The following is a 15,014-nucleotide window of genomic DNA, read 5'->3' as shown; positions in this document are numbered from 1 at the left end:
CCAGCGATGAGGGATCCGAGCGGCGGATCCCCCGCTGGCCTGGCTGGCGGATGGGGCACCGCATGCGGGCGTGACACGAATATCAAGCACTGACACCGGGATCACTCGGAATCGCGGTCCTTGTCTTTCCGTTCGCGGCCATAAGCGTCCTTGCCACGCGGCGCCTGGGAACCGCCTGCCGGGTAGCCGGAGTTCGTGTTCGGGTCGCGATTGACTTCGCCTTCGGGCGGCCCCTCCGCGGTGGGCTGCCCCGTGAATCCGCGTGCGGCGCGATCGGCGTGCTGCGGCGCGGCGGGAGGGCGGCGGTTCGATGTGGAGTCATTCATGTCGGCACCATTGCAAGTTGCCCGTTTATCGCAGGGCAGGAGCCTCGACACCAGCAAATGTCATGCCTGAAGTTAGCGGCCCTGCGGCGTAAGGGGACCACTGCATCGGCACGAAAATTGCGGCTGCAACGTCACGCCGGTTCGAGTCCCTGTTGCAGCCGGCGTGGCCCCCTCGAAGCCGGCGAAACGGAGCTGATATGAAACCGCGGAAATCTGCACCACCGTCCTCGGACGAAGCCCAGGCACATACCGCCCGCCGATCTTTCTCCGGGCGCGGCCCGTGGCGGCAATTCGCGATGTTCCTTGGCGCGCTGGTGGCCATATTGGTGGTGGTATGGCTGCTGGGGATGTGGCCACCATGACGCGCGATCGCGTGGCGTGGCGCTCAAGGCGTCAGCACCACCTTGACGCAGCCATCGGCCTTGTCTCGGAATGTCTTGTACAAGTCTGGCCCGGCTTGCAGCTGCGCGCGATGCGTGATCACGAACGACGGGTCTATTTGTTTGTCGGCGATGCGTTTGAGGAGATCGTCGGTCCAGCGCCGGACGTGGGTTTGTCCCATGCGCCAGGTCAGTCCCTTGTTCATCGATGCGCCAAACGGAATCTTGTCGATCATCCCGCCGTACACGCCGGGAATCGATAGCGTTCCCCCAGGACGGCAGACATAAATCATCTCGCGCAGAACGTGGGGCCGGTCCGTTTCCGCGCCGACGGCTTGCTTCACCCGGTCATACAGAAACTCCATCGAACTGCTGGCGTGCGATTCCATGCCCACGGCATCAATGCACTTTTGCGGCCCTTTGCCGTGGGTCAACGCCTTCAGGCGTTCGACGACGCTCTCGGTTTCGAAATTGATGGTCACCGCGCCTGCGTCACGCGCCATGTTGAGCCGCTCGGCGATGGAATCGATGCAAATGACCTGGGCCGCGTCCAGTAACATGGCGCTGCGCACGGCCATCTGGCCGACCGGGCCGGCCCCCCAGATGGCAACGGTGTCATCCGGGGCAATATTGCATTGCAGCGCCGCCTGCCATCCCGTGGGAAGAATGTCTCCCAAGAACAGCACCTGCTCGTCTGTCAGTTCTGGAGGAACGGTAACGTGGGTGGTGTCCGCAAAGGGTATGCGAACGTATTCGGCTTGACCGCCGGCGTAGCCTCCCGTCAGGTGGCTGTAGCCGAACAGTCCTGCCGTGGTGTGGCCAAACATCTTCGCGGCCTGGTCGGCGTTGCGATTGGTGCGTTCGCATACCGAGAAATTCCCCTTCAGGCATTGCTCGCATTGACCGCAAGTAATGGTGAAGGGAATCACCACCCGGTCGCCGGCTTTCAGTTTCCGGGCATCGGCGCCCACTTCCACGACTTCGCCCATGAATTCGTGGCCCAGGATGTCGCCGGATTTCATTCCGGGCATGAATCCATCGAAAAGGTGAAGGTCCGAACCACATATGGCGCAGGCGCTGACCTTGATGATGGCGTCGCGCGGATCTTCCAGAATGGGGTCGGGAACGGTGTCGTAGCGCACATCGTGCTTGCCGTGCCAGCAAAGTGCTTTCATGAGAATCCCCTAAAAACGGCGGTCGCGTCGTTGCGATCGCGTGCTGCGGCCACGCAACTATCGTGCCGCCTTCGGCACCGCGCCCAACACGGACGCCACGGGGCTTGATCGCGTGTGACGGCCGGCACACGCGTTTCGGATGGCTGGCGTCGGAAGGCGACTGGGCGGGCGGGGCCTTGGGATTACTTGGCCTTCCCGGCACGCGCCGCTTCGGCGTTGGTCTGCTGCAAGGCAAGCATGCTCAGCTTTTCGTCTGTCGCCTTTTCTTCCGCGAGCGTTTCTTTCAGCAGCTTCAACGCTTCTGTCTCGCCCAACTGCTTGGCGAAGGTGCAAAGCGTGCCGTAGCTGGCAATTTCGTAATGTTCGACTTTCTGCGCCGCAGCGATTAGCGCCGCGTCGCATACGGGGCCCTTTTCCACTTCGTCGATAACGTCGTTGCCCTCTTCGACCAAGCCTTCCATGGCCGCGCATTTAATGCGCTTGAGACGGAATTGCGCGGCTTCGACGATTTTATCGATGCGTTCCACCTGCCCCCGGGTTTCCTCCAGGTGTACGGTGAACGCTTCCGCAAGCTTGGGGTCGCTCGCCGCGCGCGCCATCTTTGGCAGCGCCCGAGTCAGCTGCTTTTCGGCGCTGTAGATGTCAGACAGCTCGTGAATGAAAAGGTCCTGCAAGGTCTTCTGGCTCATCGCTTACTCCGTTGGTTAAGTGCCACCGTGGATGGCGGTCTACGCGGGGGAGCAAACGCCATGCCCGGTACCCAACGGCCGCGGCCCCGGCAATGCCTTGAATGGCTTATCCGGCTAGCTCCTGCCGGCTGACAAGGCGCGCGGGTTCACAACGCCGCTTCGGCAAGGCTGGCGATGAACGCCTTGGCGGCGTCCGGCATGATGCGGCCCGCCAGCGTCTGCACTTCAAAGTGACGCTCGTTCATCTCGCGGTCGCGTAGCGGCACCGCGACGATCCTGCCCCATCGCAGACGGTGGCGGATCGCCAGTTCGCCGCAAAACGCGACGCCGCCGCCGGCGCTGGCGAAGCCGACCAGCGCGTCGATGCTGCGGCTGGTGAAGGCCGGTTCGCAATGTAGCTGCTGGCGGCTGCAGCTGATGTCGATCAGTTGGCGCAGCGTGGAATCCGGGCTGGGCAGGGCTAGCGGGTAGGCGATCAACTGAGGCAGCGCCAAGTCGCGCCGGCCCGCAAGCGGATGGTCAACGGCCAGTATTGCCCGGACCGGCGCTGGCACGCGGACTTCTACCCGAATGTCTCGCTGTGACGTCAGGCTGAGCGTGACGCCGATGTCGGCCGAGCCGTCACGGATCCGCTGGGGAATCTCTTGTTGCGAGCACACGTCCAGCGAAAAGCGGATGCCGGAGAACTGCTGGCGGAACTGGGCGATGGCGGCGGGCACGAATTCCGACGCGTAGCCTTCCGTGCTGACGATGCGCACATGGCCTTGCCGCAGACCGCGCAGTGCCTGGATGTCTCCGGCCACGCGCTCGACGTCCTGCTGCATCCGCTTGGCATGCGCCGCCAGCAGTTCGCCGGCGGCGTTAGGGGTCATGCCCCGGGCCTGGCGTTCGAACAGCAACGTATCCAGCTCGCGCTCCATCCGGGCAATCTGGCGGCTGACGGCCGACGGGGCGACGTCCAGCCGTGCCGCGGCCGCGCTGACGGAGCCGGTGCGCACGACTTCCAAAAAATAGCGTAGCGAAATTTCCTGCAGGACTTGGGGGTTCATCATGGCGGACAGGTTTGCGGAAAGCGCAAAGCAGAATTCTATCCGTTGATATTGCTGCAAAGCTATGACGAACTCTAGGATGGGGGCATTTCCTGCGCCGTCGGCATTACCACAGCCATGTTTCAATCCCGCGACTCTTCCCTGTCCCCCGTTCTTGAATCGCTTCGGCGCGCCCGGCCGCTGCTATGGACGCGGCCCGCCGCGATCGCCGCCACGGCGCAAACCGGCACCCCGTTTTCGATGGACGCGGTGTTGTCCGCGCAGGAGCGCTTTGCGCGATTCGCGCCATTGCTGGCCGAGCTATTTCCGGAACTTGCCGCGACGGCGGGCATGATCGAATCGCCGCTATTGCCGGCCGCGGGCATGCAGGCGGCCATCGCCTTGCCGCCCGGCATGGGCCGCTTGTGGATCAAGGCCGACCATGCGCTGCCGGTCGCGGGTTCGATCAAGGCGCGAGGCGGCTTGCACGAGGTGCTTGAGTTTGCGGAATCGCTGGCGATAGGGCAGGGCTTGCTGCGCCCGGGTGACGACTACCGCAAGCTGGCAAGCGACGAGGCCAGGGCCTGCTTTGGCCGGTATCAGGTGGCGGTGGGATCCACGGGAAACCTGGGCCTGTCCATCGGCGTGATCGCGTCGGCGTTGGGCTTCCGGTCGGCGGTGCATATGTCCGCCGATGCCAAGGCCTGGAAGAAGGCGCGGCTGCGGGCGCGCGGCGTAGATGTCGTGGAGCACGCGGGCGACTACGAAAAGGCCGTGGCGGCGGGGCGCGCGCAGGTCGAGGCGGACCCTTGCGGTTACTTCGTGGACGATGAACGTTCCGCCTCCTTGTTTGTGGGCTATGCGGCGGCGGCCCTGCACCTGCGCGCCCAACTGGCGCAGGCCGGCGTGCGCGTGGATGCCCGCCACCCGCTTTTTGTCTACCTGCCTTGCGGCGTGGGCGGAGCCCCCGGCGGCATCGCGTTCGGCCTGACCCAGCTTTATGGCCCGCACGTCCATTGTTTCTTTGCGGAGCCCGTGCAGTCGCCTTGCTTCCTGGTGCGCATGATGGCGGGCTACGGGCAATTGCCCGGCCTGCCGATGCCGCCGTCGGTCTACGACCTGGGGCTGACGAACCAGACCGAGGCCGACGGGCTGGCGGTGCCGTGCGCGTCGGAATTGGCCTATGCGGCGGTGGGCGCCCGCCTGCGCGGCGTGGTCACGGTGGAAGACGACACCCTGTACGCCGATCTGGCGCGTTTGCATGACAGCGAAGGGTTGCGCATCGAGCCATCCGCCGCTGCGGGCTTCAGCGGGCCTCGCCATTTGTGCGGCAGCGTCGCCGGCCAAGCGTGGTTACGCACGCAGGGCCTGCAGGCGCACATGCCTCGCGCTACGCATTTGGCCTGGACCACGGGCGGGCTGTTCGTGCCCGACGAAGAATATGACCGATTCCTGAGCCGCGGGCGACCGCTAGCGGCCAGTTCCTAGGCGCCGCCAGACGCGCCGCATTTTCCACCCCTTCCATCGAGCACAGCCATGAACACCTCGCTTCTTGCAGTCAGTCTCGCCTTTGCCAGCGCCGTGGGCGCCGTTGCGCCCGTAGCGGCCCAGGACGCCTATCCCAACCGTCCGTTGACGATGGTCGTGCCCTTTCCCCCCGGCGGCGCCACCGATGTGCTGGGGCGTGTGGTCGCGCAGAAACTGGGCCAGGAGCTGGGCCGCACCGTGGTCGTGGAAAACCGCGCCGGCGCGGGCACCGTGATCGGCGCCAGCTTTGTGGCAAAGGCCGCGCCGGACGGCTACACGCTGCTGGTCAGTTCCGGCACGACCTTCACGGTGAACCCGGCCATCCAGAAGAACCTGCCGTATGACCCGGTAAAGAGTTTCGAGCCCATCGGCATCGTGGGCCGCACAGGCCTGGCGCTGCTGGCCAATCCCAAGGTGCCGGTCAAAGACCTGAAGGAGTTCGTTGCCTATGTGAAGGAGCACGCCCAGGAACAACCGCCCTACGGCTCGTTTGGCACCGGCACCACCGCGCATTTCGTGGGCGAAGCCTTCATGGCGGCGGCCAACTTGAAGATGACGCACGTCCCCTACAAGGGCAGCGCCCCGGCGATGACGGATCTGATCGGCGGGCAGATCCCGTTCTCGGTCGACACGGTGGCCGCGGCGCTGCCGCAAAGCAAGCAGGGCAAGGTGCGGGTTCTGGCGATCTCCAGCCCCGCGCGCTCGGCGTTTTTCCCGGATGTGCCCACGTTCGCGGAACAGGGCTATCCCTCGGTGGCGATGGACACGTGGCTGATGGTGGCCGCGCCGCGCGGCTTGCCGGCCAATGTGAAAAGCCGGCTGGAGCAGGCGCTGCGTGCCACGGTCGAATCGCCGGAAGTGAAAAAGAGCCTGGAGGCCCAGGGTTTCGAGGCGGCCTTTGCCAGCGCCGCCGAGGGCGAGGCGCTGATTCAGCAGGAACTGCCGGTGATGAAAGACGTCGCGCAGCGCGCCAACATCAAGATCGATTGAAGAGGAGAGGGACGATGGCATTGGACGACACCCTGGTCGGCCTGAGCGCCGTGGAATTGCGGCGCATGATAGGCGCGCGGCAGCTTTCCCCGGTGGAATTGCTGGAGGCGTGCATCGCGCGTATCGAAGCGGTCAACCCTTACGTGAACGCGGTTACCGCTACCGCCTATGAGCGTGCCAGGGCCGAGGCGCGCGCCGCCGAACGCGCCGTGATGGCGGGCGAGCCGCTGGGCCTGCTGCATGGCCTGCCAATGGGCGTGAAGGACCTGGAGCCCACCGCCGGGGTGCTGACGACCTACGGTTCGGCGCTGTATCGCGGCTATGTGCCCGACGAGGATGTCGAGCTGGTGGCGCGCCTGCGGCGCGCCGGGGCCATCGTTGCCGCCAAGACCAATGTGCCGGAGATGGGCGCGGGCGCCAATTCACGCAATACGGTGTGGGGCGCGACAGGCAATCCATTCAATCCCAATCTGAACGCCGGCGGCTCGTCCGGGGGCTCCGCCGCCGCATTGGCCTGCGACATGCTGCCCGTAGGCACCGGGTCGGATACCGGCGGTTCGCTACGCATCCCCGCATCCAAGTGCGGTGTGGTGGGCTTCCGGCCGTCGCCGGGCATCGTGCCCAGCGTGCGCAAGCTGCTGGGCTGGACGCCGATCTCCGTGGTCGGCCCGATGGGGCGCACGGTGGCGGACGCCTGCTTGCAGATGGCCGCGTCCGCCGGGCCGCACGCCGGCGACCCGCTCAGCTATCCGCTGGATCCGCTGCAGTTCCTGCATCCGGGCGTGGCGGACCTGGGTTCGCTACGCGTGGCCTACACCGAAGACTTCGGCTGCTGCGCGGTCGATGACGGCATCCGCGCCGTGTTCAGGAAGAAAATCGCCGCCATGCGGCATCTGTTCGCGGCGTGCGACCCGATCGAACTGGACCTGGGCGACGCCCATCGTTGTTTCGACGTACTGCGGGCCGAAGCCTTCGTCGCGGGCATGCGCGATGCCTACGAGAAAGACCCCGCCAGCCTGGGGCCGAACACCCGCGCCAATTTCGAAATGGGCGCGGCCATGAGCCTGATGGATTGCGCCTGGGCGCAGTCCGAACAGACCCGCCTGATCAAGCGGTTCCAGCGCGCTTATGACGACTACGACCTGATCCTTTCGCCCACCACGCCGGTTTCGCCATTTCCCTGGACGCAGCTGTATGCCGACACCATCAACGGCGTCAAACAGGAGAACTACTACCGCTGGCTGGCGCTGACGTATGTCGTCACGCTGACGACGCATCCGGCCTTGACGCTGCCGTGTGGGCGCGACGACCAAGGCATGCCATTTGGCCTGCAAATCGTGGGGCGCTTCCGGGGCGACCGGGACGTGCTGGCGGCCGCCCAGGCGATGGAACAGGCTTTTGCCGGGCAGGACGCCCTGCGGCGCCCGCGCCCGGATCTGGCCGCGCTGCGCATGGCGGAACCTGCCTTGACGTCGATCGTGACCACTCCGCCGCAACGGCAAGGCCAGGGTCAGAGCGGAGACGTGTCGGCCGTGTAGAGCGAGCCGTTGCGCTCGGCCAAAAAACGGCCGGGCGGTTTTCCCAGCGCCTTCTTGAACATCGTCACGAAGGCGCTGGCGCTGTCGTAGCCCAGTTCGTAGGCGACGGCCTGCACCGACATCCCCGACGTCAGCCGTTGCAGGCCGGCGATGACATGCCATTGACGCCGCCAACGGCCGACGCTCATGCCGGTCTGGCTGCGGAACAAGCGGCTGATGCTTCGTTCGCTCATGCCGATGCGTGCCGCCCACTGCGGCAGCGTGGCGGAATCGGCCGGATCCGCAAGCATCGCGTTGGTCAATTTCAGCAATCGCGCGTCTGACGGCCGTGGCAGATGCAGCTGCTCTAGCGGCGCGGCGACCAGTTCGTCCAACAGCACCGACATGATCCGGCCGTCAGCGCCCTGGGGCTCGTATCGAGCAGGTAGTTGGCAGGCCCGGTCGATCAGCGCCCGCAACAGCACCGAGACCGCAACGCTGCAACACGCCTTCGGCAAGCCGCCTGCCGCGTCAGGTTCCACAAAGAGCGCGTACCCGCGCACGTTGCCTGATGGGACCGCCCGGTGGCTCATGTCGCCGGGGATCCATACCGCGCATCCAGGCGGAACCATCCAGACGCCTCGCTCGGTCTCGCAGGTGATCACGCCCGATACGGTGTAAAGCAACTGCGCCTTACGGTGGCGGTGAGGAGGGAATTCGCCGCCTTCCGTGACCAGCGAAATACTGGAGGCAACCACGGGCCGGTCAATCTGGTGGGGTTCGGGGTCGGTGTAAGCGGGTTCGTATTCCATAAAGCGACGGTCAGGCGTGGGCGGCATGCCAGGCCACGATAGGGCAGATCCCCCACGGCGTCATCCTCATATCGAGCCAGCTGATTGATCAATCCGGCCAATCGTCTTTGGCTGGATTGACCAATGGATTGGCCTGTTTATGGAATGACGGCATCCATAAGGATAATGAGAATGCTTACATCCACCGACCGGCGCGATACGGATGCCGCAAGACATCGCGCTCTTGCCGGATGCGGCGGTGCCTTCGTCAACACCTTATCGGCAGACGGCCCCATTGGGGCGCGCGGCTGCCGAGCAACAGCAGCCACATGATCCGTTTTCCGATTGCCCGGATATCCCCCGTATTGCTAGGCCTGGTCCTGACAGGTTGCGCCGTAGGTCCCGAATTCCATCCCCCCTTGAATCAGCCGCCCGTCACGAGCATGCAGCCGCGCGACGCGCAGTCTCTTTCCTTCACGCTGAAGCAGCACCCGGTGCCCATTGCCTGGTGGGAGATGCTGGAAGATCCCATTCTGGCTGACCTGCAGCGTCGGGCCTCGCAAACCAATCTGGACTTGCACGCGGCGGCCGCGCGCCTGGCGCAAAGCCGGGCGCTGCTTGGCGTCTCGACGGCGGGGTTGATGCCCAGGTTGGGCGCAGGGGCCTCATATGCTCAAGAACGCGACAGCGCGAACGGCAAGATGGTGGCGCTTGGGGCGCCCACCGACGCCTACGAATATTGGCAGGCCGGCTTCGATGCGTCCTGGGAAATCGACGTATGGGGCCACGCGCGCAAGCAGCAAGAGCAGGCCAAGGCCGAGACGGCCGCGGCCTGGTATGACCTGGAAGGCGTCCGCGTTGCAATGGCCGCCGAGATCGCACGCCACTACGTCCTGCTGCGCGGCACGCAGGCGCGGATCGATATCGCCGCCCAGAACGAGAAGATTGCCGCCCACGCGTTGCGCTTGGCCGAAAGTCGCGCCCGCAATGGCGTCGCGACCCATTTCGACACCGCGGCCGCCAGCGCGCAAGTGGCCACCGTGCGCGCGCTGACGCCCGAATTGATAAGGGAGCGCGACGCGCATATGAATGCGCTGGCGCTGCTATTGGGCCAGGTTCCCCGCGACCTGGATGCAGAGCTTGGGCCCGTTCGGACGCTGCCCCAGCCGCCGCGTACCGTGCCGGTGGGACTGCCTGCTGAATTGGCGCGCCGCCGTCCCGATATCCAGCGCGCGCAGGCGCGTCTTCAGGCGGCCACGGCCGCCGTCGGGGTTGCGACCGCCGATTTCTATCCGCGCCTGACGCTTGGCGGACGCTTGGGCGTGGAAGCTTTCCATGGCGGTGATTTGGGCAACTGGGCCTCGCGGCAATTCTCGGTAGGCCCCACGCTGTATCTGCCCATCTTCGAAGGCGGCAGGCTGCGCAGCACGCTGGCGCTGACGGAAGCCCGTCAGCAGGAAGCCGCCATCGCCTTCCAACAGACGGTGCTGCGCGCCTGGCATGAAGTCGACGACGCGCTCAACGCTTGGGCGACCGAACAGCGCCGTCATGTCGAACTGCAACGCGCTTTCGACCATAATCGACTCGCTTTGCAGGCGTCCGAGCGGGCCTACCAGCAGGGCGCGGCCGACTACCTGCCGGTGTTGATCGCGCAGCGCAATCTGCTTGATAGCCAGCTGGCGTTGACCCACAGCTCGACGCAATCGACGCTGACCGTCGTGACGTTGTACAAGGCGCTGGGCGGCGGATGGGACCCCGCTACCGTTTCCGGCCCTTCGCCGGACGAGGAGGCCCGGCAATGAGCGCGCATGCCGCGCCGGCAATCGGCGGTGAACGCCATGCCAGGCCCCTGGTTGCGCTGACGGGCATTTTCCTTGCCGCCATGACGGCCGGCCTGAACAATCGGATCGGTGCGCTGGCCCTGGCGGACATCCGCGGCGCGCTCGGCCAGGGGCTGGACGATGCCTCCTGGCTTGGCACGGTCTATACCGCAGGCGAGCTTGTCGCCATGCCTTTTGCGTCGTGGTTCGCCATCACGCTTTCGCTGCGCCGGTTCCACCTGGGCATGGTCGGACTGTGCGCGCTGATCGCCCTGGCGCTTCCTTTCGTCAACAGTCTGCCGTTGCTGCTGGCGCTGCGCGGCCTGCAAGGTTTGGCTGGCGGCGCGTTGATCCCGGTGCTGATGATGGCCGCGCTGAAATTCCTGCCCCCGCCGATCCGGCTGCACGGCCTTGCGCTCTACGCCATGACGGCCACCTTCGCGCCCAACGTGTCGATCTGGCTGACGGGCTTGTGGACCGATACCTTCAGCGACCTGCGCCTGGTGTATTGGCAAGCGATCCCGTTGTTGCTGCTTGCCGGCACGCTGGTCGGCTGGGCGCTGCCGGACGCGCCATCCCAGGCAGAACGTTTCAAGCACGCCAATTGGCCTGGCATGGCCTTGGGAACCGTCGGGCTGACCTTGATCACGGTCGCGCTGGATCAGGGCGTGCGGCTGGACTGGTTTGAATCGCGGTTGATTGCCAGTTCGCTTGCGATCGGCGTAGCGTTCACCGGGGCGTATTTCATCAGCGAATGGTTCCATCCCGAACCCTTCATCAAGTTGCGCTTGTTAGGGCGCCGCAACCTGGGGCTTGGATTCACCGTGTTCGTGTGCCTGCTGATCGTGATGCTGTCGGGCTCGTTGGTTCCCGCCGCTTATCTCGGTCGGGTTTGGGGATACCGCGCGCTGCAAAGCGCACCTATCGGCTTGATCGTCGGTTTGCCTCAGTTGCTGATCGGCCCTTGCGTCGCCGCGCTGTTGTATCGAAAGTGGGTCGACGCGCGCGTCGTGTTCGCGCTGGGACTGGGACTGATTGCCCTGTCGTGCCTGTTCGGTTCTCGCCTGACTGCGGATTGGATCTGGGAGCAGTTCATTGTTGTCCAGACGCTGCAGGCCTTTGGCCAGCCCATGGCAGTCATATCGCTGCTGTTTCTTGCCACCAGCGTGGTGCATCCCTCGGAGGGGCCCTACGTCTCTGGCACCATCAACGCCCTGCGCGTGTTCGGTACGTTGATCGGCAGTGCGGGCGTGGGCCAGCTTACCGTGTTGCGAGAACGATTCCATGCGGATGCGCTGCTGGATTCCCCGGGGCTGCTTCACGGAAGCTGGACGCACCTGGCCAGCGTCGCCCAGGTGGCATCGGCCCTGCACGAACAAGCCTTCGTCCTGGCGACGTCCGACGTCTATCTGCTGCTGGGTCTGCTGGCCCTGTTGATGATTCCCCTGGTGTTGCGCCTTCAGTACATCCCCGCGCCGCAACCTGCCCCTTCTTCTCATGGATAATCCAATGTCAATGCCCAAGACCGGCAAGACCGCTATCGGCGTCTTGCTTGCCATTACCGTCGCAGTCGGACTCTTCTACGTCAACCGTCCGGAAAGCGCGTCGAGCCTGCAATCGACAAACAACGCCTATGTGCGCGCCGACTACACCCAGGTATCCCCCCAGGTTTCGGGCCGCATCGCCCAGGTGCTGGTCGAAGACAACCAGCGCGTGACGCCGGGGCAACTGCTTGCCGTTATCGAAGACCAGGATTTTTCCATCGCGGTAGCGCACGCCCGCGCTCGGGTTCTAAACGCGCAGGCGCTCATTGAAAGCCTGTTGGCCCAACAGGCCCGCCAAGACAGCGAGATCGTGCGGGCGCAGGCCACGGTCACGGCGGACCGGGCCTCGTTGCGGCTCGCCCAGGCGGACTTGGCCCGGTACCGCAATTTGGCCGCGGATGGCTCGGGCACGGTGCAGGCCTTGCAGCAAGCACAAGCCCAAGCGGCCATCCATGCCGCCAATCTGGAAAAGGACCGAGCTGCCCATCAGGCGGCGTTGCGTCAGTTGGACATCCTTCGCGCCGAACTGCGCAAGGCGCAAGCCACGCTGGCGCAGATGAAGGCGGAAGAGGCGTCTGCGGAACTTAACCTCTCCTATACGCGCATCACCGCGCCCATCGCCGGCACGGTGGGCCAGCGCGCGTTGAGAGTGGGGGCGTTCATCGCAACAGGCAAGCCCGTTGCCGTGATCGTACCGCTGGACGACGTCTATATCGAAGCCCATTACCGTGAGACCCAACTTGCCAGAGTCCGTCCGGGGCAGCCGGTCAAGATCAAGGTCGACGCGCTGCCTGGCATCACGCTGAGCGGCACCGTGGACAGCTTGGCGCCCGCCAGCAATGCCAGCTATGCGCCGCTAGGCCCGCAAAACGCCACGGGCAACTTCACCAAGATTGTCCAGCGGCTGACGGCCCGGATACGGTTGGATGCCGGCCAGCCGGACACCGCTCATTTAAGGGTGGGAATGTCGGTCGAGCCAGAGATAGACGTGTCCGTCGATGCGCCGGGCTCCCCCCATGACGGCAAGGTCGCAATGCGGCGGAACTGATGCCCGACAGACAACCTACAACATCTTCACCACGACTTTGCCCTTGGCATGGCCCGCCTCGGCGTAGGCCAGCGCGTGCTGCGTGTCGTTGAACGGGAAGACGCGATCAATGACCGGGGTGATCGCACCAGACTCGACAAGCGATGTGATCTCGCGCAGTTGCGCCCCATCGGCCTGCATGAAGACGAAGCGGTACTCGACGCGCTTCTGCGCAGCTTTGCGGCGGATGCCGCGGCTGAGCAGGCGCAATACCAGCTTAAGCGGCCAGGCCAGCCCGCGCGCGGCGCCGAATGCCGGGGTGGGCGGCCCGGAAATGGAAACCAGACGTCCGCCCGGCTTGAGAATCTGCAGAGACCGGGCCAGATCGTCTTTGCCAAGGCTGTTGAGCACCACGTCGTAGTCGCGAAGCACTGTGGCGAAATCTTGCCGCTTGTAGTCGATGACAACGTCCGCCCCAAGGGCTTTTACCCATGAGACATTGGCCGTACTCGTAGTCGTGGCAACGAAGGCGCCAAGATGCTTGGCCAACTGGATGGCGACGGTGCCGACACCGCCGGAACCCGCCTGGATGAACACGCGCTGCCCTTTTTTCAGTTGCGCGGTTTCCACCAGCGCTTGCCACGCGGTCAGGGCCACCAACGGAAGGGACGCGGCTTCGGCCATGCCAAGATTGCCGGGTTTAAGCGCGACGGAAGACGCCTTGATGGCGATGCGCTCGGCGAACGTACCGATGCGATCATCGTCGGGGCGCGCATACACCTCGTCACCCGGCTTGAATTGGCGCACCCCCGCTCCCACGCGCACGACCGTGCCCGCCACGTCGTTGCCTAAAACAAGAGGAAGGCGATAAGGCAAGATCAACTTGAATTCGCCCCGTCGGATCTTGGCGTCCAGCGCGTTGACGCTGGCAGCATGGACCTGGATCAGGACGTCGTCCTCACGCAAGACCGGCTCCGGCATATCCGCGATGCGGCCCGTTTCGTGCTTGCCATAGCGGTCGATGATGAAGGCTTTCATGGGCGGGCGGGGCTTAATGTCGGATAGTCGGTGTAGCCGTTGGCGCCTCCGCCGTACAAGGTGGCCGGGTTCAACGCCGCCAGCGGCGCGCCGGTCTTGAAGCGTTCGACCAGATCGGGATTGCTGATGAATGCCCGGCCAAAGGCGAACAGGTCTGCCTTGCCGTCGGCAAGATGCGCGCGGGCCAAGTCCAGGTCGTAGCCGTTGTTGGCCAGGTAGGTGCCGTTGAAACGGCGGCGCAGGCCATCGAAGTCGAACGGCGCGACATCGCGTGGCCCGCCCGTGGCGCCTTCAACCACATGCAGGTAGACGATGCCTAGCGCGCTGAGCTGATCGACGATGTAGTCGTATTGCGGCTGCGGGTCGCTGATGGAAATGGCATTGGCCGGCGATACCGGCGAGATCCGCACACCGGTGCGGTCCGCACCGATTTCCGCCGCCACGGCGGCGGTGACTTCCAGCAACAGGCGCGCACGGTTCTCGATAGTGCCGCCGTAGGCGTCAGTGCGCTGGTTGGCGCCGTCCTTGATGAACTGTTCCAGCAGGTAGCCATTGGCGCCGTGGATTTCCACGCCATCGAAACCTGCCGCCATCGCGTTGGCAGCGGCCTGCCGGAAATCGTTCACGATGCCCGGAAGCTCGTCGATGTTCAGCGCGCGCGGATCAGAGACATCGGCAAAACCATTGTTGACGAAGGTCTTGGCCTGGGCGCGGATGGCAGACGCGGACACCGGCGCGGCGCCGCCCGGTTGCAGGTCGACGTGCGAGATGCGGCCCACATGCCACAGCTGCACGAAGATGCGCCCGCCCTGCGCATGGACCGCATCCGTGACGTTGCGCCAACCCGCGATCTGGTCCTGCGTGTACAGGCCCGGCGTGTCCTGGTAGCCCTGGGCCTGGGCCGAGACCTGGGTGGCCTCCGAGATGATGAGGCCGGCCGAGGCGCGCTGCGCGTAATAGGTGGCGGCCAGCGCGCTGGGCACCAGGCCGGTTCCGGCACGGTTGCGTGTCAGCGGCGCCATGACGATACGGTTGGCAAGGGTGAGCGCGCCCAGGGCGTAGGGCTGGAAGAGGGTCGTTTGGGTCATGTCTAGGCGGGGGGCGTGTGGGGAGCGGGGAGGGAAACCGATGATCGCGCAGTGCGTAGCTGGGAATGGCTGGG

13 protein-coding genes are annotated in these 15,014 nt (G+C 65.1%); 6 read left to right on the top strand and 7 right to left on the bottom strand.

The window, feature by feature from the left end:
* Positions 1-101: 101 nt before the first annotated feature.
* From ACI0FO_RS10495 to ACI0FO_RS10480, 4 genes are all read right to left on the bottom strand, one after another.
* A complete protein-coding gene (locus ACI0FO_RS10495) occupies positions 102-326 on the bottom strand; it encodes a hypothetical protein (protein WP_416026415.1) in 225 nt (74 codons plus the stop codon).
* A 385-nt stretch (positions 327-711) separates the two neighbouring features.
* The gene (locus ACI0FO_RS10490) at positions 712-1,881 is read right to left on the bottom strand and encodes a zinc-dependent alcohol dehydrogenase (protein WP_416026413.1); all 1,170 of its coding nucleotides are present in this window, start codon (positions 1,879-1,881) and stop codon (positions 712-714) included.
* 182 nt (positions 1,882-2,063) lie between these two features.
* Complete coding sequence (locus ACI0FO_RS10485; protein WP_416026412.1) at positions 2,064-2,570, bottom strand: ferritin-like domain-containing protein; 507 nt, start codon at positions 2,568-2,570, stop codon at positions 2,064-2,066.
* A gap of 146 nt (positions 2,571-2,716) precedes the next feature.
* Positions 2,717-3,619 (bottom strand): LysR family transcriptional regulator, encoded by a 903-nt coding sequence (locus ACI0FO_RS10480; RefSeq protein WP_416026614.1) that lies wholly within the window; start codon positions 3,617-3,619, stop codon positions 2,717-2,719.
* A gap of 117 nt (positions 3,620-3,736) precedes the next feature.
* On the opposite strand from ACI0FO_RS10480, the gene ACI0FO_RS10475 reads away from it, so the two are divergent.
* Genes ACI0FO_RS10475 through ACI0FO_RS10465 form a run of 3 tightly spaced genes read left to right on the top strand, consistent with a single transcriptional unit; the run spans position 3,737 to position 7,653 of the window.
* Complete coding sequence (locus ACI0FO_RS10475; protein ID WP_416026410.1) at positions 3,737-5,086, top strand: D-serine ammonia-lyase; 1,350 nt, start codon at positions 3,737-3,739, stop codon at positions 5,084-5,086.
* Positions 5,087-5,134: 48 nt separating this feature from the next.
* On the top strand, positions 5,135-6,115 hold the full coding sequence (locus ACI0FO_RS10470) for a Bug family tripartite tricarboxylate transporter substrate binding protein (protein WP_416026408.1): 981 nt from the start codon (positions 5,135-5,137) through the stop codon (positions 6,113-6,115).
* Between the two features lie 14 nt (positions 6,116-6,129).
* Complete coding sequence (locus ACI0FO_RS10465) at positions 6,130-7,653, top strand: amidase (RefSeq protein WP_416026406.1); 1,524 nt, start codon at positions 6,130-6,132, stop codon at positions 7,651-7,653.
* Here the strand turns inward: ACI0FO_RS10465 and ACI0FO_RS10460 are convergent.
* Positions 7,626-8,444 carry an AraC family transcriptional regulator gene (locus tag ACI0FO_RS10460; protein ID WP_416026404.1) on the bottom strand — a complete coding sequence of 273 codons (819 nt, stop codon included), beginning with the start codon at positions 8,442-8,444 and terminating at the stop codon, positions 7,626-7,628. The two genes, ACI0FO_RS10465 and ACI0FO_RS10460, sit on opposite strands and share 28 nt — an antisense overlap.
* Before the next feature lie 308 nt (positions 8,445-8,752).
* On the opposite strand from ACI0FO_RS10460, the gene ACI0FO_RS10455 reads away from it, so the two are divergent.
* The 3 genes from ACI0FO_RS10455 to ACI0FO_RS10445 are packed head-to-tail and all read left to right on the top strand — an operon-like array spanning position 8,753 to position 12,835.
* Positions 8,753-10,225, top strand: a complete 1,473-nt coding sequence (locus ACI0FO_RS10455; protein ID WP_416026403.1) for an efflux transporter outer membrane subunit — start codon at positions 8,753-8,755, stop codon at positions 10,223-10,225.
* Positions 10,222-11,748, top strand: coding sequence for an MFS transporter (locus tag ACI0FO_RS10450; RefSeq protein ID WP_416026402.1), 1,527 nt, complete (start codon positions 10,222-10,224; stop codon positions 11,746-11,748). The genes ACI0FO_RS10455 and ACI0FO_RS10450 overlap by 4 nt, the downstream gene beginning before the upstream one ends.
* 4 nt (positions 11,749-11,752) lie before the next feature.
* Positions 11,753-12,835 (top strand): HlyD family secretion protein, encoded by a 1,083-nt coding sequence (locus tag ACI0FO_RS10445; protein WP_416026400.1) that lies wholly within the window; start codon positions 11,753-11,755, stop codon positions 12,833-12,835.
* Between the two features lie 15 nt (positions 12,836-12,850).
* On the opposite strand, the gene ACI0FO_RS10440 is transcribed toward ACI0FO_RS10445, so the two are convergent.
* A complete protein-coding gene (locus ACI0FO_RS10440; RefSeq protein WP_416026399.1) occupies positions 12,851-13,852 on the bottom strand; it encodes an NADP-dependent oxidoreductase in 1,002 nt (333 codons plus the stop codon).
* Positions 13,849-14,940, bottom strand: coding sequence for an alkene reductase (locus ACI0FO_RS10435; RefSeq protein WP_416026397.1), 1,092 nt, complete (start codon positions 14,938-14,940; stop codon positions 13,849-13,851). The genes ACI0FO_RS10440 and ACI0FO_RS10435 overlap by 4 nt, the downstream gene beginning before the upstream one ends.
* Between the last annotated feature and the right edge of the window lie 74 nt (positions 14,941-15,014).

Origin of the sequence: Achromobacter marplatensis (assembly GCF_049060505.1) — a bacterium.
Classification (GTDB): Bacteria; Pseudomonadota; Gammaproteobacteria; order Burkholderiales; family Burkholderiaceae_B; genus Achromobacter; species Achromobacter marplatensis_A.
This window is presented reverse-complemented; position numbering and strand designations above follow the sequence as displayed.